Annotated in this window: 18 protein-coding genes; 12 read left to right on the top strand and 6 right to left on the bottom strand. The window is 60.4% G+C overall.

All coding sequences use genetic code 11. The annotated features are described in order from the left end of the window. Positions 1–4: 4 nt before the first annotated feature. The 8 genes from IAI51_RS24280 to IAI51_RS24245 all read left to right on the top strand — a co-directional run bounded on the left by IAI51_RS24280 (position 5) and on the right by IAI51_RS24245 (position 9,035). On the top strand, positions 5–1,945 hold the full coding sequence (locus IAI51_RS24280; RefSeq protein ID WP_187680777.1) for a DUF294 nucleotidyltransferase-like domain-containing protein: 1,941 nt from the start codon (positions 5–7) through the stop codon (positions 1,943–1,945). Then, complete coding sequence (locus IAI51_RS24275; protein ID WP_187680776.1) at positions 1,942–2,649, top strand: PolC-type DNA polymerase III; 708 nt, start codon at positions 1,942–1,944, stop codon at positions 2,647–2,649. The genes IAI51_RS24280 and IAI51_RS24275 overlap by 4 nt, the downstream gene beginning before the upstream one ends. Before the next feature lie 158 nt (positions 2,650–2,807). Then, positions 2,808–3,284 carry an RNA polymerase sigma factor gene (locus IAI51_RS24270; protein ID WP_222944273.1) on the top strand — a complete coding sequence of 159 codons (477 nt, stop codon included), beginning with the start codon at positions 2,808–2,810 and terminating at the stop codon, positions 3,282–3,284. Next, on the top strand, positions 3,281–4,255 hold the full coding sequence (locus IAI51_RS24265; RefSeq protein WP_187680774.1) for a FecR domain-containing protein: 975 nt from the start codon (positions 3,281–3,283) through the stop codon (positions 4,253–4,255). Before IAI51_RS24270 ends, IAI51_RS24265 begins: the two co-directional genes overlap by 4 nt. Positions 4,256–4,463: 208 nt before the next feature. Then, the gene (locus tag IAI51_RS24260; RefSeq protein WP_187680773.1) at positions 4,464–6,890 is read left to right on the top strand and encodes a TonB-dependent siderophore receptor; all 2,427 of its coding nucleotides are present in this window, start codon (positions 4,464–4,466) and stop codon (positions 6,888–6,890) included. A gap of 74 nt (positions 6,891–6,964) precedes the next feature. Continuing rightward, positions 6,965–8,095 carry a PepSY-associated TM helix domain-containing protein gene (locus IAI51_RS24255; protein WP_187680772.1) on the top strand — a complete coding sequence of 377 codons (1,131 nt, stop codon included), beginning with the start codon at positions 6,965–6,967 and terminating at the stop codon, positions 8,093–8,095. Continuing rightward, a complete protein-coding gene (locus IAI51_RS24250) occupies positions 8,092–8,271 on the top strand; it encodes a hypothetical protein (RefSeq protein WP_187680771.1) in 180 nt (59 codons plus the stop codon). Before IAI51_RS24255 ends, IAI51_RS24250 begins: the two co-directional genes overlap by 4 nt. A gap of 134 nt (positions 8,272–8,405) precedes the next feature. Next, complete coding sequence (locus IAI51_RS24245; protein ID WP_187680770.1) at positions 8,406–9,035, top strand: glutathione S-transferase; 630 nt, start codon at positions 8,406–8,408, stop codon at positions 9,033–9,035. A gap of 178 nt (positions 9,036–9,213) precedes the next feature. On the opposite strand, the gene creD is transcribed toward IAI51_RS24245, so the two are convergent. The 4 genes from creD to IAI51_RS24225 all read right to left on the bottom strand — a co-directional run bounded on the left by creD (position 9,214) and on the right by IAI51_RS24225 (position 13,437). Further along, positions 9,214–10,584 (bottom strand): cell envelope integrity protein CreD, encoded by a 1,371-nt coding sequence (creD, locus tag IAI51_RS24240; protein ID WP_187680769.1) that lies wholly within the window; start codon positions 10,582–10,584, stop codon positions 9,214–9,216. Between the two features lie 174 nt (positions 10,585–10,758). Continuing rightward, the gene (gene creC / locus IAI51_RS24235; RefSeq protein WP_187680768.1) at positions 10,759–12,177 is read right to left on the bottom strand and encodes a two-component system sensor histidine kinase CreC; all 1,419 of its coding nucleotides are present in this window, start codon (positions 12,175–12,177) and stop codon (positions 10,759–10,761) included. Further along, complete coding sequence (gene creB / locus IAI51_RS24230) at positions 12,177–12,857, bottom strand: two-component system response regulator CreB (protein ID WP_187680767.1); 681 nt, start codon at positions 12,855–12,857, stop codon at positions 12,177–12,179. Before creB ends, creC begins: the two co-directional genes overlap by 1 nt. Positions 12,858–12,930: 73 nt before the next feature. Further along, positions 12,931–13,437 carry an ATP-dependent zinc protease gene (locus IAI51_RS24225; protein WP_187680766.1) on the bottom strand — a complete coding sequence of 169 codons (507 nt, stop codon included), beginning with the start codon at positions 13,435–13,437 and terminating at the stop codon, positions 12,931–12,933. 276 nt (positions 13,438–13,713) lie between these two features. Here IAI51_RS24225 and IAI51_RS24220 point away from each other — a divergent pair, with 276 nt between their 5' ends. Further along, positions 13,714–14,601, top strand: coding sequence for an acyltransferase (locus IAI51_RS24220; RefSeq protein ID WP_187680765.1), 888 nt, complete (start codon positions 13,714–13,716; stop codon positions 14,599–14,601). A 1-nt stretch (position 14,602) separates the two neighbouring features. On the opposite strand, the gene IAI51_RS24215 is transcribed toward IAI51_RS24220, so the two are convergent. Continuing rightward, positions 14,603–15,160 carry a DUF2780 domain-containing protein gene (locus IAI51_RS24215; RefSeq protein WP_187680764.1) on the bottom strand — a complete coding sequence of 186 codons (558 nt, stop codon included), beginning with the start codon at positions 15,158–15,160 and terminating at the stop codon, positions 14,603–14,605. A gap of 149 nt (positions 15,161–15,309) precedes the next feature. Here IAI51_RS24215 and IAI51_RS24210 point away from each other — a divergent pair, with 149 nt between their 5' ends. The 3 genes from IAI51_RS24210 (at position 15,310) to IAI51_RS24200 (ending at position 17,079) form a co-directional block, all read left to right on the top strand. Continuing rightward, entirely contained in the window at positions 15,310–15,945 is a 636-nt protein-coding gene (locus IAI51_RS24210; RefSeq protein WP_187680763.1) for an RNA polymerase sigma factor, read from the top strand. Further along, positions 15,942–16,616, top strand: a complete 675-nt coding sequence (locus IAI51_RS24205) for an anti-sigma factor domain-containing protein (protein ID WP_187680762.1) — start codon at positions 15,942–15,944, stop codon at positions 16,614–16,616. The genes IAI51_RS24210 and IAI51_RS24205 overlap by 4 nt, the downstream gene beginning before the upstream one ends. A gap of 139 nt (positions 16,617–16,755) precedes the next feature. Then, complete coding sequence (locus tag IAI51_RS24200) at positions 16,756–17,079, top strand: hypothetical protein (RefSeq protein WP_187680761.1); 324 nt, start codon at positions 16,756–16,758, stop codon at positions 17,077–17,079. A 37-nt stretch (positions 17,080–17,116) separates the two neighbouring features. On the opposite strand, the gene IAI51_RS24195 is transcribed toward IAI51_RS24200, so the two are convergent. After that, positions 17,117–17,250, bottom strand: a 134-nt coding sequence (locus tag IAI51_RS24195) for an integrase core domain-containing protein (protein ID WP_187677109.1), incomplete at its 5' end; no start/stop codon positions are given.

The raw sequence follows: 17,250 nt of genomic DNA, 5'->3' as shown, positions 1-17,250 counted from the left end.
GGTAATGGTTATGAGTAAAGCGGACGCCTTCACCCAGGCAGGGAAAACCGCGGTGTTGCAGAACATTCAGGGCACTCTGCAATTCCTCCAGCGCTTCCCGCCCTTCAATCAGATGGAACACGCCCACCTCGCCTATCTGGTGGAGCAATGTCAGCTGCGCTTCTACGGCCAGGGCGAGAGCATCATCAAACCCGCCGATGGCCCGGTTGAACACTTCTATATCGTCAAACAGGGCCGCGTTGTCGGCGAGCGTCCGCACACGGCCAAGGGTGGCACCGAAACCACGTTTGAAATCACCACCGGCGAATGCTTCCCCCTCGCCGCGTTGCTGGGTGAGCGGGCAACGCGCACCGAGCATCTGGCCGGGGAAGATACCTTTTGTCTGCAACTGAACAAACTGGCATTCATAAAGCTGTTCGCCCTGTCCAACACCTTTCGCGATTTCGCCTTGCGCGGGGTCAGCAGCCTGCTCGATCAGGTCAACCAGCAAGTCCAGCAAAAAGCCGTGGAAACCCTCGGCACCCAGTATTCACTGAATACCCGCCTCGGCGAGCTGGCAATGCGACACCCGGTGACATGCAGCCCTGAAACGCCGTTGCGTGAAGCGGTGAAATTGATGCACGAGCAGCAGGTCGGCAGCATCGTCGCGGTGGATGAGCACAAGGCGCCGCTGGGGATTTTCACCCTGCGAGATCTGCGCCATGTGGTGGCCGAAGGGGTGGACGATTTCAGCGAAGCCATTGAACGCCACATGACCCGTGCGCCGTTCTATCTTTCGCCGGATCACAGCGCCTTCGACGCAGCGATTGCCATGACCGAACGGCACATCGCCCACGTTTGTCTGGTCAAGGATCAGCGCCTGTGCGGCGTGGTGTCCGAGCGAGATCTGTTTTCCTTGCAGCGGGTCGATCTGGTGCATCTGGCCCGCACGATTCGCAGCGCCCAGCGCGTCGAACAACTGGTAACCCTGCGCGGCGAGATCGGCCAACTGGTCGAACGCATGCTCGCCCACGGCGCGTCGTCGACGCAGATCACCCACATCATCACCCTGCTCAACGATCACACCGTGTGCCGGGTGATCGAACTGACCCTCGCCGAAAAAGGCGATCCCGGCGTGCCGTTCAGTTGGCTGTGTTTCGGCAGCGAAGGCCGGCGCGAGCAAACGCTGCACACCGATCAGGACAACGGCATTCTGTTCGACGCCCGCGATGCCGCGCACGCGGCGGAAATTCGCGGCAAGCTGCTGCCCATCGCGCAGCAGATCAACCAGAGCCTGGCGCAGTGCGGCTTCACCCTGTGCAAGGGCAACATCATGGCCGGCAACCCGGAGCTGTGTCTGTCCCGGGCGGAGTGGGCGCGGCGCTTTGCAGCGTTTATTCGCGAGGCAACGCCGGAGAACCTGCTGGGCTCGAGCATCTATTTCGATCTGCGGGTGGTCTGGGGGGATGAACAGGGCTGCGCGCAATTGCGCCGGGGGATTCTCGATCAGGTCGGCGACAACCGTTTGTTCCAACGCATGATGGCCGACAACGCCTTGCGCAATCGCCCGCCGGTCGGGCGTTTCCGCGAGTTCGTGCTGGCGCGCAAGAACGGTGAAAAAGCCACACTGGATCTGAAAGTCCAGGGCCTGACGCCGTTCGTGGATGGCGCGCGCCTGCTCGCGCTGGCCAACGGCATCGACAGCAACAACACCCTTGAACGCTTCCGCCAACTCGTGGAAAAAGAAGTCATCGAGCGACTGGACGGCGCCGCGTATGAAGAGGCGTACCACTTCATTCAGCAGACGCGCATGCAGCAGCATCAGCTCCAGACCCGGGAAAATCTGCCGTATTCCAATCGTGTCGATCCCGACAGCCTCAATCATCTCGACCGACGCATCCTGCGCGAATCCCTGCGTCAGGCTCAGCGCCTGCAAAGCAGCCTGACCTTGCGGTATCAGCTATGAGCCTGTTCTCGTGGTTGCGTCCCGCCAATCCGGTGGTGCCGGTGGATTTGCAGCAGCGTCTGACCAAGCTGCCAGCGATCAGTGAACTGGGCGAATGCAGCCTGCGCGAACAGCGCTGGGTGGTGCTGGATCTGGAAACCACCGGGCTGAATATGAATAAGGATCGAGTGTTGTCGATTGGCGCGGTGGTGATCGAGGACGGCGCGATCGATTTCAGCCAGCAGTTCGAACGCACGCTGCAATGTCGTGAATTGAAGCTCAGCCCCAGCGTGTTGATTCATGGGCTGGGGCCGAATGCGATTGCCGCTGGCAGCGAACCTGCCGAGGCATTGCTGGAGTTCATGGAGTTTGTCGGTGACAGCCCGGTGCTGGCGTTTCATGCGCCGTTCGATCAGCACATGCTTGGGCGGGCGCTGAAGGAGCACCTGGGATACAAGTTGCAGCAGACGTTTCTGGATGTCGCGGATATTGCACCGCTGGTGTGCCCGCAGGCGAACATTCGCGAGGCCGGGCTGGATGAGTGGATCGACTGGTTCAAGCTTGAAGTGTTCGAGCGGCACAATGCGAGTGCCGATGCGCTGGCGACGGCGGAGCTGGCGTTGATCCTGTTCAGTCGGGCGCGGGGGCAGCAGATTCATAGCCCGCTGAATTTGCAGCAGCGGTTGAGTCAATGGAAGCGCAGGCAACAAACCCACTCTTTCTAACCCCCGAAGGAGCTGCGTCCCTCCCACCCGACCAGTGGCCAATTGCTAACCATTCCCACCTCTGCCAGAATCGCGAACAATTCTCGTTGGTTAACATTTCCCAATCGGTGCGTCTGGTGTCGTCAGTCCCAAGCCCTCACAGTGAGCTCGTCGGTGCGATGTATCGCGACCATCGCGGTTGGCTGCTGGCGTGGCTGCGGCGCAATGTGGCGTGTCCGCAACGTGCCGAAGATCTGAGTCAGGACACCTTCGTGCGTCTGCTCGGTCGCGATGAACTGCCATCGCCGCGCGAGCCCCGGGCTTTCCTGGTGGCGATCGCCAAGGGTCTGCTGTTCGATTACTTCCGCCGTGCCGCGCTGGAACAGGCCTACCTCACCGAACTGATGCTGATTCCCGAAGGCGAACAGCCATCGGTGGAAGAACAGCAACTGATCCTCGAAGACCTCAAAGCCATCGACCGTCTGCTCGGCAAACTGTCGACCAAGGCCCGCGCCGCTTTCCTTTATAACCGCCTCGACGGCCTCAGCCATGCCGAGATCGCCGAGAAGCTCGGCGTGTCGGTACCGCGTGTGCGCCAGTATCTGGCGCAAGGGATTCGTCAGTGCTACATCGCCCTGTACGGTGAGCCGACATGAGCCCGGCCAGTTCCAGACCTGTACCGGCGCATGTGCTGGACGCGGCGATTGCCTGGCAGCTGACGCTCGATTCGAGCAGCCCGCTGGAGCGCGAGGAATTCGCCAAATGGCACGCGGCCCATGAAGAACATGCCCGGGCATGGCGCCAATTGGGCATGCTCGATCAGCGTTTCAGCGTGGCCAAAGGGCCAGCCCGCAGCGCCTTGCTGCAATCGCGCGAAGGCATTCGTCGTCGAGTGCGCAAGCTGGGCAGCGGATTGGCCAGCGTGGTGGCGGTGGTGGGGCTGGCACTTTTTGCGGGCGATCGTTATCTGCCGCTGGATTACTGGCTGGCGGATCAGCGTACTGCGACTGGCGAACAGCGCACCGTGCGCCTGGCCGACGGTACCGTGCTCAACCTAAACACCCACAGCGCCGTGGATGTGCGCTTCGATGACAAGCAACGCCTGATTGTTTTGCAGGAAGGCGAAATCCTCGTCGAAACCGGCCACGGTGACGCGAGGCCATTCATTGTGGAAACACGCGAGGGCAGCATGCGTGCATTGGGCACGCGTTTCATGGTCAAGCGCGAAGAAGAAAGGACGCGCCTGAGCGTGTTGCAGTCGGCAGTCGCTGCGCATACGCAATCGAACCCTGAAGAACAGATCCTGCGTGAAGGCCAACAAGTGCTGCTGCGCCATGACGGACTGGACGCCATTGTCGCGCTCAACCCTGGCGCCGATGCGTGGACGCGCGGGATGCTGGTGGTCGATAACGCGCGGCTGGGGGATCTGGTGCACGAGTTGGGGCGTTATCGACGCGGGTATTTGGGTGTGGCACCGGACGTGGCTGACTTGCGGATAACCGGCAGCTTCCCGTTGCACGACACCGATAAAGCCTTGAGCGCCCTGCTGCCGACCCTGCCGGTGCAGATCGAACAGCACACGCCATTTTGGGTCACCGTAGCCAAGGCTGATACCAAACCTGATTAATGTGGTGCCTGAGCTTTAGCTTTCGCGAGCAGGCTCGCTTCCACATTGGGATGCGTTACCCCTGTGGGAGCGAGCCTGCTCGCGAAGACGTCATCTGCCACAACTCGATTTTCAGTTAATCGAAATTATTTTCATCCAGCCCTATCACTTTTCCGATCTCGTCCGGCACACAGGCAATTGAGAAATATTTCCATTCAGGAGCCGCCGTATGTCCCGTTCGCTAGACACCTTGTTGCGCCCCAGTCTGCTGGCTGTCGCCATCGCTCTGGGCGCCCCGCTGATCAGCAGCCCGTTGTTCGCCGCTGAACAAGCGTCCAGCGTGCGAGCCTACAACCTGCCGGCCGCGCCTCTGTCCACCACGTTGAACCAGATCGCCAGCCAGGGTGGCCTCGCGCTGTCGCTGAATCCGTCACTGGCGGCAGGCAAGACCTCGGCCCCGGTGAACGGCCAGTACGACGCCACTGGCGCGTTGCGTGCAGCGTTGCAAGGCACTGGCCTGCAACTGGAACAAAGCAGCACCGGCACTTACACCTTGGTCGCTGTGCCTGAGGGTGTGATGGCGCTGCCGGAAACATCGGTGATCGGTGTGGAAAATCTGGAAACCGCCTGGAGCCCTGTCGAGGGCTACACCGCCACGCGCACCGCCGCCGGCACCAAGACCGACACCGCGCTGGTCGAAGCACCGCGCTCGATCTCCGTCGCCACCCGTCAGCAAATGGACGACCGTGGCGTGCACAGCCTCGATGACGCCGTGCGCTACATGCCGGGCATCACCGCCAGCAGCTACGGCAGCGACACCCGCGCGGACTGGCTGCGCGTACGCGGCTTCGAGCCGACCCAGTTCCTCGACGGCCTGCCACTGCCAAAAGGCGTGTACGCCAATCCAAAACAGGAAACCTGGAACCTCGACCGCCTCGCCCTGCTCCGTGGCCCGGCCTCTTCGGTGTACGGCCAGACCCCGCCGGGCGGCCTGCTGGATATGGTCAGCCGCCGTCCAAGTGACATCGCCAGCAGCGAAATTCAGCTGCAATACGGCAGCGACAACCATCGCCAGATCAACTTCGCCAGCACCGGCAAGATCGATGAGGCGGGTCAGTTTCTCTATGGCATCAGCGGCGTCGTACGTGACAGCGGTACTCAGGTCGACCACGTTGACAACAAGCGCTACAACATCGCGCCGAGCCTGACGTGGAACATCAACGACGACACCAAATTCACCCTGTTGAGCCAGTTCACCCGCGACGATACCGGCATCACCAGCCAGTTCTTGCCGATTCAGGGCACCAAGATCAAGTCGCCGCTGGGTGACATTTCCCATCACAAGAATCTGGGTGACCCGGATTGGGAATATTACGACCGCACTTACTACGCGCTGGGCTACGCGTTCGAACATCGATTGAACGATACGTGGCAGTTCAAGCAGAACCTGCGTTACACCAAGTCGGATCTGTCGTTCCAGGCACTGACCGTTGGCTCTTACCCGTTCACCGAAGTGGATGATCAGGGCAACGTCGGCCGTACCAGCACCAGCGTCGATGAAGACATCAGCCAGTTCGCCGTGGACAACAACTTCCAGGCCGATTTCGCCACTGGCGATATCCGCCACACCTTGCTGCTGGGTCTGGATCACCAGCGCAGCAACACCAACTACACCTCGATATTTGGTGATGGTCTTCAAACCAACGTGATCAACCCGATCTACGGCCAGCCGATCGTGCGTCCGGCGCGTTCGACAGCGTTCTACGACTACAACCAGAAGACCTACCAGACCGGCCTCTACGTCCAGGATCAAATGGCCCTCGACCAATGGCGCCTGACCCTCGGCGGCCGTGAAGACTGGGTACACACCAGCACCCGATTCATCAACAAGGGCGATGCCACCAACACCCAGCGCGACAAGAAATTCAGCGGCAACGCGGCACTCAGCTATGTGTTCGACTCGGGCTTCGTGCCGTACCTGTCGTACGCCGAATCCTTCCAGCCGACCACGGGCGCCGACGCTACCTCCACCGGTTCGCTCAAACCAACCGAAGGCAAGCAATGGGAGCTGGGCATCAAGTACCAGCCGCCGGGCAGCAAGACGCTGTTGAGCGCGGCCGTGTATGACCTCACCCAGAAAAACGTCTCGGTCAACACCTTCGTCGACGGCGTGTCGATCACCAGCCAGACCGGCGAAGTGAAAGTCAAAGGCCTGGAGCTGGAAGCGGTCTCGGACGTTACCGATAACCTGAAAGTCATCGCCGCCTACACCCTGGCCAAGTCCGAAGTGCAGAAGGGCACCGACAAGGGCAATCGCCTGCAACTGATGCCCAACCAGCAAGCGTCGTTGTGGACCGATTACACCTGGCACACCGGCGTACTCGACGGCTTCGGCATCGGTGCCGGCGTGCGTTACACCGGCAACACCTACGGCGACAAGGCCAACACCTGGCTGGGCAAGGCGGACGCCTACACCGTGTTCGACGCGAGCGTGCATTACGACCTCGGCCGTCTGGACAACAGCCTCAAGGGCGCGTCGCTGGCACTCAACGCGACCAATCTGTTCGACAAGGAATACATTTCCACCTGCGACAGCTTCTACTGCTACTACGGCGACACGCGCAGTGTCGTCGCCAGCGCCACTTACAAGTGGTAAGCGATTGAGCTGAAACAGGTCATATCACCCGGCCGTCCTTCGTGGACGGCTTTGGTGTTTTTGAAGGTCATGAAATGAAAAGTAAAACAATTCGCCGCTGGTCGTTCATCCACACCTGGACCAGCCTGATCTGCACCGTGTTTTTGCTGATGCTGGCCTTGACCGGCCTGCCGTTGATTTTCAGCCATGAAATCGACCACCTGCTCGGCGATGCTCCGGTAGTACGCGAGATGCCGGCCGACACGCCGCGCCTGAATCTGGCGCAACTGGTCGAGGCTGCGGAAAAACATCGCCCGGATGACGTCGTACAGTACTTCGGCTTCGACGACGATGAGCCGAACGCCGTGCTGACGATCATGGCGAAAACCGCCGGCACCGAGCCCAACTCTTCGCACACCTTCATGCTCGATGCCCGCACCGGCGAAGCGCTGGAAACGCCTTCGGCGAACGGCGGTTTGATGCTGTTCATCCTGCGCCTGCACGTCGACATGTTCGCCGGGTTGCCGGGCAAGTTGCTGCTGGCGTTCATGGGGCTGTTGTTTGTCGTGGCGATAGTTTCCGGGACGGTGCTGTACCTGCCGTTCATGCGTCGTTTGAAATTCGGCACCGTGCGCCAGGACAAATCCACCCGCCTGCGCTGGCTCGACCTGCATAACCTGATCGGCGTCGTCACGCTGACCTGGGCGTTGGTTGTCGGCGTGACCGGTGTGATCAGCGCCTGCGCCGACTTGCTGATCGCTGCATGGCGCAACGACTCGCTCAATACCTTGATCGCGCCCTATCGCGACGCACCGCCGCTGACCCATCTGGCCCCGGCCACCCGCTTGCTCGACATTGCCGGCGAAGTCGCGCCGGGCATGAAGCCGGATTTCATCGCCTTCCCCGGCACGCGCTTTTCCAGCGAGCACCATTACTCGGTGTTCATGAAGGGCGGCACGCATTTGACCTCGCACTTGTTGACGCCGGTGTTGATCGACGCCACGACCCTGCAAGTCACCGCCGTGGCGGAACGACCGTGGTACATGGACGCCATGGGCATGTCCCAGCCGCTGCACTTCGGTGACTACGGCGGCATGCCGATGAAGATTCTCTGGGCCGCCCTCGATGTACTGACAATCATCGTGCTCGGCAGCGGCGTGTATTTGTGGGTAGTACGGCGCAGAGCGGCCAAGCCTGAACTGGAAACGACGGAGGCCTCCGCATGAAGCCGCGTCAGTCGAATTTCTGGAAGGTGTTCAGCACGCCGCTGGTGATCGCGCTACTCAGTGCGGCGGGGTTGTTTGCGGCGTTGTTGGGGGATGGCATCTGGGATGCATTGAGCTGGGTTGGGTTGGGCGTTCCGGCGTATCTGGCCATAAGAGGTTTGGTGGTGCGAAGCTGAACACCTGTAGGAGCTGCGGCACGCTGCGATCTTTTGATCTTGATCTTAAAAACAGGATAAAGATCAAAAGATCGCAGCGTTCCGCAGCTCCTACGGCTAACCTCCTGCTCTTCGACGATCACCGAGGTTTGCCAATGTCCGTCCCCAGCATGACCCTGTTCCACAACACGCTCTCCCCGTTCGTACGCAAAGTGATGGTGTTGCTGCACGAGACCGGCCAGCAGGATCGCGTCGCGTTGCAAGACTGTGTGCTCAGCCCGGTCAGCCCCAGTGCCGAGCTCAACGCCGACAACCCGCTGGGCAAGATCCCGGCACTGCGCCTGGCCGACGGCAATGTCATCCATGACAGCCGCGTGATCCTCGATTACCTCGACCACCAACACGTCGGCAACCCGCTGATCCCTCGCGACGGTTCGGCCCGCTGGCGACGTCTGACCCTGGCCTCGATGGCTGACGGAATCATGGATGCCTCGGTGATGGTGCGTTACGAGCAGGTGCTGCGTGCACCGGAAAAACACTGGGACGAATGGCTCGAAGCCCAGCGCGACAAGATCCGTCGCGCCTTGGCCGTTTTGGAAAGTGAAGCGATTGCCGAGCTGACCAGCCATTTCGATGTGGCCGCGATCAGCGTCGCCTGTGCGCTGGGTTACCTTGATCTGCGCTTCCCCGATCTGGGCTGGCGCGAGGCCAATCCGCAACTCGCCAACTGGTTCTTCGAAGTGAGCCAGCGACCGTCCATGATCGCGACCATGCCCAAGCCTTAAAACGGCGGCGCCTGTTCCGGCCTCTTCGCGAGCAGGCTCGCTCCTACAAGTGATTTGTGTTCATGCACAGTGTGGGAGTGAGCCTGCTCGCGATGGCACCACCTCGGTTCCGGCGGCAGTGACGCAAAGATCAGCGTCACCAACACCTCAGCCTCCCGCTGATCCTCACGCAGCCCGCTCATTGCACCACCCCGATATCAAACTCCAGCGGCTTTTGCGGCTTCTGCCCGATACCGTACCAATCCAGTTTGCGCGTCAGCACCATGAACACACCGAGCAAGCCGAACAGCAGCAGCGAACCCATGAGCAGCGCGTAATCCTCGGCACTCAACAAGCCATAGAGCAGGCCATACAACGCCGCCAACCCCGCCGAAAAACTCAAGCCATGACGCACGCTGTGCAGCACGTGGCAGACATAGAACCCGATCAGCAACACACAACCACTGGCCGACAACAGATACGCAGGGGCAAACCCGATGTGTTCCGACAGCGACAGCAGCAACAGGTAAAAGAACGCCAGCGCCACCCCCACCAACGCATATTGCACCGGGTGCACCGCCAGGCTCTTGAGCACTTCGAAGAGAAAGAAACCGGCGAACGTCAGGACGATAAACAACAGCGCATATTTGATCGCCCGGTCACTCTTCAGATATTGATCCACCGGGTCGATGAAGCTCACGCCGAAGCTACGGGCATTGAACCCATCGCAATCATTGCTGCTGACACAGCGGCTCATGGCGTCTTGCAGGTTGGTGGAGAAGAACGTGGTCTGCCAGTCGGCGCTGAAACCGGCGTCGTTGATTTCCCGTTTGGCCGGCAGGAAGTTGCCGATGAAGCTTGGATGCGGCCAGTTGGCGGTCAGGCTGACGCTGCTGCTCTTGCCCACGGGCAGCACCTGCAATGAACCGGTGCCTTGCAGACGCAGGTCGAAACCAAACGCCAGTTCGTTGGTTTTGCTGGTGTCGAGCTGCGGCAGCGTCACTCGCACCCCCTCGCCGAGCCAGCCGACTTGAGTCCCGGGAACGAAGTCCAGGCGCTGGCCGTCGAGTTCCAGTTTCAAGGCATTTTCGATGCCGCGAATGTCGCTGATGCCGACCGCGAGAAATGGCGCATCGAACTGGTAATCGGTGAAGTCTTCCTTGATGCCCAATTGCGCTGGCAGCGAAAAACTGCCGTTGATGCGGTTCTCGGCATGGAACAGCCGCGCTTCGTAAATGCCCCGGGCGCGCAGTTCGGTCTGTACCTGGCCATCGAGTTCGAACCGTTCCGGCAGAAAGTACAAACGCCCGCGTTCTTCGCTCGGCTCGTCATAGCGCTTGTTGGTTTTGTCGTTGAGCTTCCAGTTGTGAATCACTTTGCGGTACGGCACCACCATCACCGGGCCGCTGATCTGCTGGCTGTAACTGGAGCTGCGGGCAATGTCTTGCAGCACGCCGTCGCGCAGTTGCTGGCGCTCGTCGATGACCCCGTCGATCATCAGCAGTGGTATCAGCAACAGCAGGATCAACAGGGCAATGGCCCCGAGCTTTATGGTCAGATTCTTGTTCATGGGACTCTCCCTGTTTTGATGGGCAGAGTCTGGATGGGGTGTATGGGGAATTTGTGGGGGGAATGTGGAGATTGTGTGGAGACTTCACCGGCCCTATCGCGATCAGGCTCACTCCTACAGTTGATCGCATTCCCCTGTAGGAGTGAGCCTGCTCGCGATGGCCACGACGCGGTGTCAGGGCAAGCGCAGGGTCACCTCAACGCCGTTTTCAACATTGCGAATGCTCATTGAACCACCATGCAACTTGACCACTTCCTCGACGAAGTTGAGTCCCAGTCCGGTACTTTTGCGTCCACTGTCCGGGCGCGGCAATGAGTAGAAGCGTTCAGTCAAACGCGGCAAAGCGTAGTCAGGAATCGCCGCCGTCTCATTGAACAAACGAAATTCGATTTGCTCGCCAACCCGCTCGGCACTGAACCGCAGCAACCCCTCGACCGGGGTGAAATCCAGCGCATTCTCCAGCAGATTACCCAGCGCCTGACGCAGCAAAAATGGCTCGCCGATCAGCAGCAGACTCGCCGAGATCGCCTGTTCGATGCGCAATTGCTTGCCTTCGATCCGCGCCGCCTGCCCCTGCAACAACTCATCGACCAACACCGCCAACGGCACCGCCACCCGCTCTTCAAGACCCTGGCGCTGCTCCACCTGCGCCAGGTTCAGCAAGCGCTCGATCAACTGCTGCATCCGCGCACTTTCGCTGTCGATATTGCCGACAAAGCGCAGGCGCTGAACCGGCGGCATTTCACCTTGCAGCAGCTCCGCCGCACCGCGAATCGCCGCCAGCGGACTTTTCAATTCATGGGTCAGCGTGTGCACATAGCGTTCAACGTAGGCCTTGCCTTCCAGTTGCGTACGCATCTGCTCGACCGCCGTGGCCAGTTGCTCAAGTTCGCCACCGCGATAGTGCGGCACTTCCACTCGCCGGCCTTCACTGACGGCCTGGGCATAACCGGTCAAGCGATGCAGTGCGCGGCTCAGCCACCATGACAGCAAGGCGCCGAACAACAAACCGAGGCCAATCAGACCAGCGCCATAAAACAGCAAGCGCCGTTCGGTGCGATCAACGTAAGGCTGTAGCGAGCTGTTGGGTTTGGCCACGGTCACTACGCCAATGATCTGGCCGTTGTCGCGGATCGGCGCGCCGACGTGCATCACCGACGAGCTCGGGTCATCCGGATCGCTGCGGCTGGAACGCGCGCCGTATTCGCCGCGCAAAGTCAGGTAGACGTCATTCCAGCGCGAATAATCTTGCCCCACCGCCACACCGCTGGAATCCAGCACCACCCGGCCCTTGGCGTCGGTGACATAGATGCGATGGTTGACCTGATTCTTCGGCAGGCCCCAGATCGTTGCCTGCGGCTGGCGTTCGCCGTAGGCGCGCAGCAACTCGGGCCAGCGATTTTCGCTGAGGGTGCCAGCCTTGAAATCGTCGCGCAGGATTTCCGCCAGCAGGTTGGCGGTGTCGACCAGGGTTTCTTCGGTGGACTGACGCACACCGGGACGGATCTCCTCCATCACCGTGTTGAGCACGAAATAACCGGTCAGGCCGACAAACAGCACATACACCAGGAAAATCCGCAGCCCCAACGACATCAGCTGTGCCCCGGGCTGTAGCTGTAACCGAGGCCACGATGGGTCTGGATCGGCTCGGCTTCGGCACGCACCAGACGCAGCTTGGCGCGCACGCTTTTGATGTGGCTGTCGATGCTGCGCTCGTAACCGGCATCCGCCGCCACACCCAATGCGTCGAGCAATTGCTCGCGGCTGAACACCCGTTCCGGTTGGTCGAGCAGGCATTGCAGCAGGCGGAATTCGTGACGGGTCAGGCTCAGAGGCTGACCGCGATAAGCAATCTGCACGCGCTCGGGATCGATGCGAAACAACGCCGAGGACACCTCAACCGTGGGCCGTGGCGCCATGCGCTTGAGAATCGCGCGAACCCGCGCCGCCACTTCCCGTGGGCTGAACGGCTTGACCACGTAGTCGTCGGCACCGATTTCAAGCCCCACGACACGGTCGATCTCGGCGTCCCGCGCACTGAGGAACAGCACCGGCACTTCACTGAAGCGGCGCAGCTGTTTGCAGGTTTCGAAACCGCTGATGTCCGGCAGGCCGATGTCGAGAATGATCAGATCGGCCGGGGTCTGGCGCTGATGTTCCAGCGCCGCCGCGCCGAGGCTCACCCAAGTGGTGGTGAACCCATCGCCCTGCAAGGCAAAAATCAGCGTATCGGCAATCGCCGCTTCGTCTTCGACAATCAGGATATGAGGCATGGCGTCCGAGCCCGTGGGTTAAGTGCGCGAACGGTGCCCCAAGCCTGACGTTACGTCAATGAGACCACTTGGCTTAACAGTCCGGTTTGTCGGCGGTGAAGCGCCGCGCCGGGTTCACTGCTGCGCCAAACTCGCGCAAGGCCTTGGCACCGATCAGCAGCGGATAGTTGAAGTTGCTGCGGTCGGTCAGGTTGACCTCCACGGTGCGCTTGACGTTGCCCAGGCACAGCTCCAGATCGACCACCGGGCGCTTGGCGACTTCGGTGGCTTCGCGATCTTCGTCTTCTTCATCGGAGCGGCTCTTGATCTTGCTGATGCGCGCAACCTTGTGTTCGTAGACCTTGTTGCTGGCGTCCTTGGTGCCGAGACGGAAGCGCACCCAGTCGTCGCCATCGCGGGTGAAAGTCTCGATGTCCTTGGCCGACAGCGACGCGGTCAGCGCGCCGGTGTCCATTTTGGCCTTGAGCACTTCACCGCCGATTTCCGGCAGCGCGATGTATTCGTAACGCCCGTACAGGGTCGGCTCGGCGGCCATGACTGGCAGGGCGACGAGGGCAAACAGTGCAAGGAGGGATTTCACGTAAGGGGCTTCCTTGAAAAATGAGGGCGGCAGACGTGGGATTTTAGACCTTGTTCCACCCGATCGTTCCCACGCTCTGCGTGAGCATGCATCCAGTGACGCTCTGCGTCACAGGGACGCGGAGCGTCCCGGGCGGCGTTCCCACGCAGAGCGTGGGAACGATCATCCAACCCGCAGCATAGCGGTACAACAGTGAAACATTCGTCAGGTGCAAATTTGGCCTGTCGCCCGAAGCCACTTATCATGGCGCGTCCATCCGCTTTCATAGAGTTGCTTATGCGCCGCCTGCTCACCGGCTGTTTCGTCACCCTGCTGCTGTTGCTCAACACCCTGATTCTGATCGGGCCGTTGATGATCTTTGCCCTGCTCAAACTGGTAGCGCCCGGGCGCTGGCGTGATTACGCGTCGGGGGCGGTAATGTGGATTGCCGAGACCTGGGCAGAAATCGACAAGCTGATTTTTCGCCTGTGCATTCCTACTCAATGGGACATTCGTGGCGGCGAAAACCTGCGCGGAGACACCTCTTATCTGGTGGTCAGCAACCATCAGTCGTGGGTCGACATTCCGGCGCTAATCCAGACCCTCAACCGGCGCACGCCGTTCTTCAAGTTCTTCCTCAAGAAAGAACTGATCTGGGTGCCGTTTCTGGGCCTGGCCTGGTGGGCGCTGGATTACCCGTTCATGAAGCGCTACACCAAGGCGTTTCTGGCGAAAAACCCGGAACTGGCGGGCAAGGATCTGGAGATCACCAAACAGGCGTGCGAGCTGTTCAAGCGTCAGCCCGTGACCGTGGTGAATTATCTGGAGGGCACCCGCTACACCGCCGCGAAAAGCGCGCAGCAACAGTCACCGTTCAGCCACTTGCTCAAGCCCAAGGCTGGCGGCGTGGCGTTTGTATTGGCGGCGATGGGTGAACAACTGGATGCGATCCTCGACGTCACCGTGGTTTACCCACAGGCGACGATTCCAGGATTCTGGGATTTGATCAGTGGCAACGTGCCGCGAGTGATCATCGACATCAAGACCCGCGAACTCGACCCGGCGCTGTGGCAGGGCGATTACGAAAACGATGCGGTGTTTCGCCAGAAGGTCCAGAGCTGGGTCAACCAGCTCTGGGACGAGAAGGATCAGCGCATCGCTGAACTGAAGAACGGGCGCGGCTGAATCAGCTACCGGTGCCAGTGCCCCAGATGCCGCCCAGACTGCTCAGCAGCGAGCCGCCAACGCCCTGCTGACCGAGGTATTGCAGAATCACCGGGGCAAACTGGCCGATCATGCCGCTGTCCATGCCCAAGGCGCTGAACGCATTGTTCAGGTCATTGGTGTCCTTGACGTTGCCCAAGGCATTTTCCAGCCCGGCCGACTTGCCCGACGAGCCGAGCAAACCGCTCAGCGCAGCCAGATTGCCACCGCCGCCGGAGAGTTTGTCGATGCCCGGCACTTCCTTGGCCAATTGCGAATAGTCGGTGCTGCTCAGCTGGTTCTTCGCCAGCCCCAGCATCGCACTGGTGCCGCCCACGGCTTGCTGCGGGGTAACGTTCAGCGCACTCAGAGCGCTCAACAAACCAGCGGTTTCCGAAGTCGGTGCCGCAGCGGCAGCCTTGTCGCCGCCCTGCATGCTCGAAGCTGCCTTGGTCACATCTTCCAGGCTGAAACCGGCGAACACCGGGCCGGCCGCCAGGGTCATGAGTGATGCCAAGGCAAAACCGCGTGAAATCTTCATTCAGACATCCTCTTGCGCTGTGGAAACCGCCCGTTGAATAGGCGGTGAAGCTGCCGGTTTGACCGGGTATCCGCCGGCATGTTCCTCGCCCGCGCATCCATTTTCAGCATCGCCACGTATATAAAACGTGAAACCCTGGAATTGCCGCGATGAATGGCACAAGCGCCGTCACTGAACTAGCCTGTGAACAGCCCGAGATCAGTCCTTGTCGCCCACGCCTTGCCTGGAGACTCATCATTTCCATCGCCGACACCGATCAGCTGCGACACCTGTTGGCCCAGTGTTCACTGGGCGACCGTCGCGCCTTCGAAACCCTGTACCGCAGCGTCGGCCCGCGCCTGCACGGCGTTGCCTTGCGCTTTATGGGCCGACCCGATCTGGCCGAAGAAGTGCTGCAGGAAAGCTTCGTGCGCATCTGGAACAACGCGTCGCGCTACGAAGCGCATCTGTCGGCGCCGCTGACCTGGATGATCAACATCACCCGCAATCAGGCCATCGACCAACTGCGCAAACAGCGCGACCGGCCGCTGAGCGATCTCGAACAGGACGTACTGCCGGACGAAAGTCCTTCGGCGCATGAACAATTGAGCAGCGCCCGCGAGGCTCATGCGCTGAACCGTTGCCTGGAAACCCTCGACAGCATGCAGCGCCAGTCGATCAGCGTGGCCTACTTTCAGGGCCTGTCGTGTACTGAACTGGCCGAGCATCTGGCCACGCCGCTGGGCACAGTTAAGTCGTGGATCCGCCGGGGCATGGAGCGCCTGCGCCGGTGCCTTGAATCATGAACTACCAGACCCCTGCAATGCGCCGCGCCCTCGCCGCCGATTACGTGATCGGGTTGATGGGTTCGGCTGCGCGTCGACGCTTCGAACAATTGCTGCTCGACGACGCGGCACTGCGTGCCGAGCTGGCGCACTGGCAAGACACTCTGGCGACCCTCACCGAATCCCTGCCGGAGCAACCGGTGCCCGACCGCGTATGGCATGGCATTACCGCGCGGATTGAGCCGCAAGTCCTGCATGTGCCGGAAAAACGTCGGTTCTGGAACTGGCTGCGTATCACGGCTGCGCTGTGCTCGATCGTGGTGCTGGTGTTCCTCGGCTCGCTGTACAACCGCGACGACGCCCGCTACCGCGCCACCCTGCTGAGCGCCGACGCGCAACCGGCGCTCAAGGTCGAGGCGCATGCTGATTATCTGCAAGTCGAGCCGCTGACCCTCGCCGCCATCGATTCAACTCGCAGCCTGGAACTGTGGGCGATCCCGGCGGATGGCAAGCCGATCTCGCTGGGGGTGATCCCGGCCGGGGGTAAAGGCAAGGTTGAGTTGAGTGATGCGCAGAAAGTGTTGATCGGCAAGCCGGTTGCGTTGGCGGTGACTCTTGAGCCGAAGGGTGGCTCGCCGACGGGCAAACCAACGGGGCCGGTGTTGTATCAAGGGGCGTTGGCGGCGCTCTGACTTTGAATCCATTAGCTCAGATTCTTCTTACCAGGCTTATCACCATCTCAAAAAAAGCTAAAAAACTGTCAGATCTGACAGTTGGTGCCAGTCCCCTACAAGGCCAACATTGGTGCTCCCATTACGTAACGGAGTACAAATGATGAAGTTGAAAATTGTCGCTGGTGTCCTGGTTACGGTGGCTATGATGAGCACCGCCTATGCAGCAACGTGCCCTACTCTCTCGGTGACCCATTCTCAAGACGCCGAAGACCTCACCTTCACCTCTGCACGGCTTAAAGACAAAGACAGTCCCAATTCAGTTGTTATCTGCCGACTTGAAGGCAAGGACGACCTCGCCGCCTCGATCGGTTACAGAAATGACACTGCGGTAAAAGCGACCAACCCTGAGAATTGGAGCGGCGATGATTGTTCTGTCAAGGACGGTGATGCCCGCAAATGCGCGTTCGAGGTAGCGAAATAATGTCTAGTCCTGAAATAGGTTTACACCTGTTTCAGCCTCAAAACGCCCGATGCACCGCATCGGGCGTTTTGTATTTCAGCGACAGATGAGGCCGCTCGTTGTTATAGATCTGCACCGACTCGTCCACCATCCGGATGGCCTCTGCAAAATCTTTGGGGCGATGCAGCAATA

The sequence above is a fragment of the Pseudomonas sp. N40(2020) genome (assembly GCF_014472415.1).
Classification (GTDB): Bacteria; Pseudomonadota; Gammaproteobacteria; order Pseudomonadales; family Pseudomonadaceae; genus Aquipseudomonas.
This window is presented reverse-complemented; position numbering and strand designations above follow the sequence as displayed.

What these genes read in the sequence shown, in the direction of transcription:
- IAI51_RS24280 (WP_187680777.1), top strand. Translation starts at nt 5, where the DNA reads ATGGTTATGAGTAAAGCGGACGCCTTCACCCAGGCAGGGAAAACCGCG.
- IAI51_RS24275 (WP_187680776.1), top strand. Translation starts at nt 1,942, where the DNA reads ATGAGCCTGTTCTCGTGGTTGCGTCCCGCCAATCCGGTGGTGCCGGTG.
- IAI51_RS24270 (WP_222944273.1), top strand. Translation starts at nt 2,808, where the DNA reads ATGTATCGCGACCATCGCGGTTGGCTGCTGGCGTGGCTGCGGCGCAAT.
- IAI51_RS24265 (WP_187680774.1), top strand. Translation starts at nt 3,281, where the DNA reads ATGAGCCCGGCCAGTTCCAGACCTGTACCGGCGCATGTGCTGGACGCG.
- IAI51_RS24260 (WP_187680773.1), top strand. Translation starts at nt 4,464, where the DNA reads ATGTCCCGTTCGCTAGACACCTTGTTGCGCCCCAGTCTGCTGGCTGTC.
- IAI51_RS24255 (WP_187680772.1), top strand. Translation starts at nt 6,965, where the DNA reads ATGAAAAGTAAAACAATTCGCCGCTGGTCGTTCATCCACACCTGGACC.
- IAI51_RS24250 (WP_187680771.1), top strand. Translation starts at nt 8,092, where the DNA reads ATGAAGCCGCGTCAGTCGAATTTCTGGAAGGTGTTCAGCACGCCGCTG.
- IAI51_RS24245 (WP_187680770.1), top strand. Translation starts at nt 8,406, where the DNA reads ATGTCCGTCCCCAGCATGACCCTGTTCCACAACACGCTCTCCCCGTTC.
- creD (WP_187680769.1), bottom strand. Translation starts at nt 10,584, where the DNA reads ATGAACAAGAATCTGACCATAAAGCTCGGGGCCATTGCCCTGTTGATC.
- creC (WP_187680768.1), bottom strand. Translation starts at nt 12,177, where the DNA reads ATGTCGTTGGGGCTGCGGATTTTCCTGGTGTATGTGCTGTTTGTCGGC.
- creB (WP_187680767.1), bottom strand. Translation starts at nt 12,857, where the DNA reads ATGCCTCATATCCTGATTGTCGAAGACGAAGCGGCGATTGCCGATACG.
- IAI51_RS24220 (WP_187680765.1), top strand. Translation starts at nt 13,714, where the DNA reads ATGCGCCGCCTGCTCACCGGCTGTTTCGTCACCCTGCTGCTGTTGCTC.
- IAI51_RS24215 (WP_187680764.1), bottom strand. Translation starts at nt 15,160, where the DNA reads ATGAAGATTTCACGCGGTTTTGCCTTGGCATCACTCATGACCCTGGCG.
- IAI51_RS24210 (WP_187680763.1), top strand. Translation starts at nt 15,310, where the DNA reads ATGAATGGCACAAGCGCCGTCACTGAACTAGCCTGTGAACAGCCCGAG.
- IAI51_RS24205 (WP_187680762.1), top strand. Translation starts at nt 15,942, where the DNA reads ATGAACTACCAGACCCCTGCAATGCGCCGCGCCCTCGCCGCCGATTAC.
- IAI51_RS24200 (WP_187680761.1), top strand. Translation starts at nt 16,756, where the DNA reads ATGATGAAGTTGAAAATTGTCGCTGGTGTCCTGGTTACGGTGGCTATG.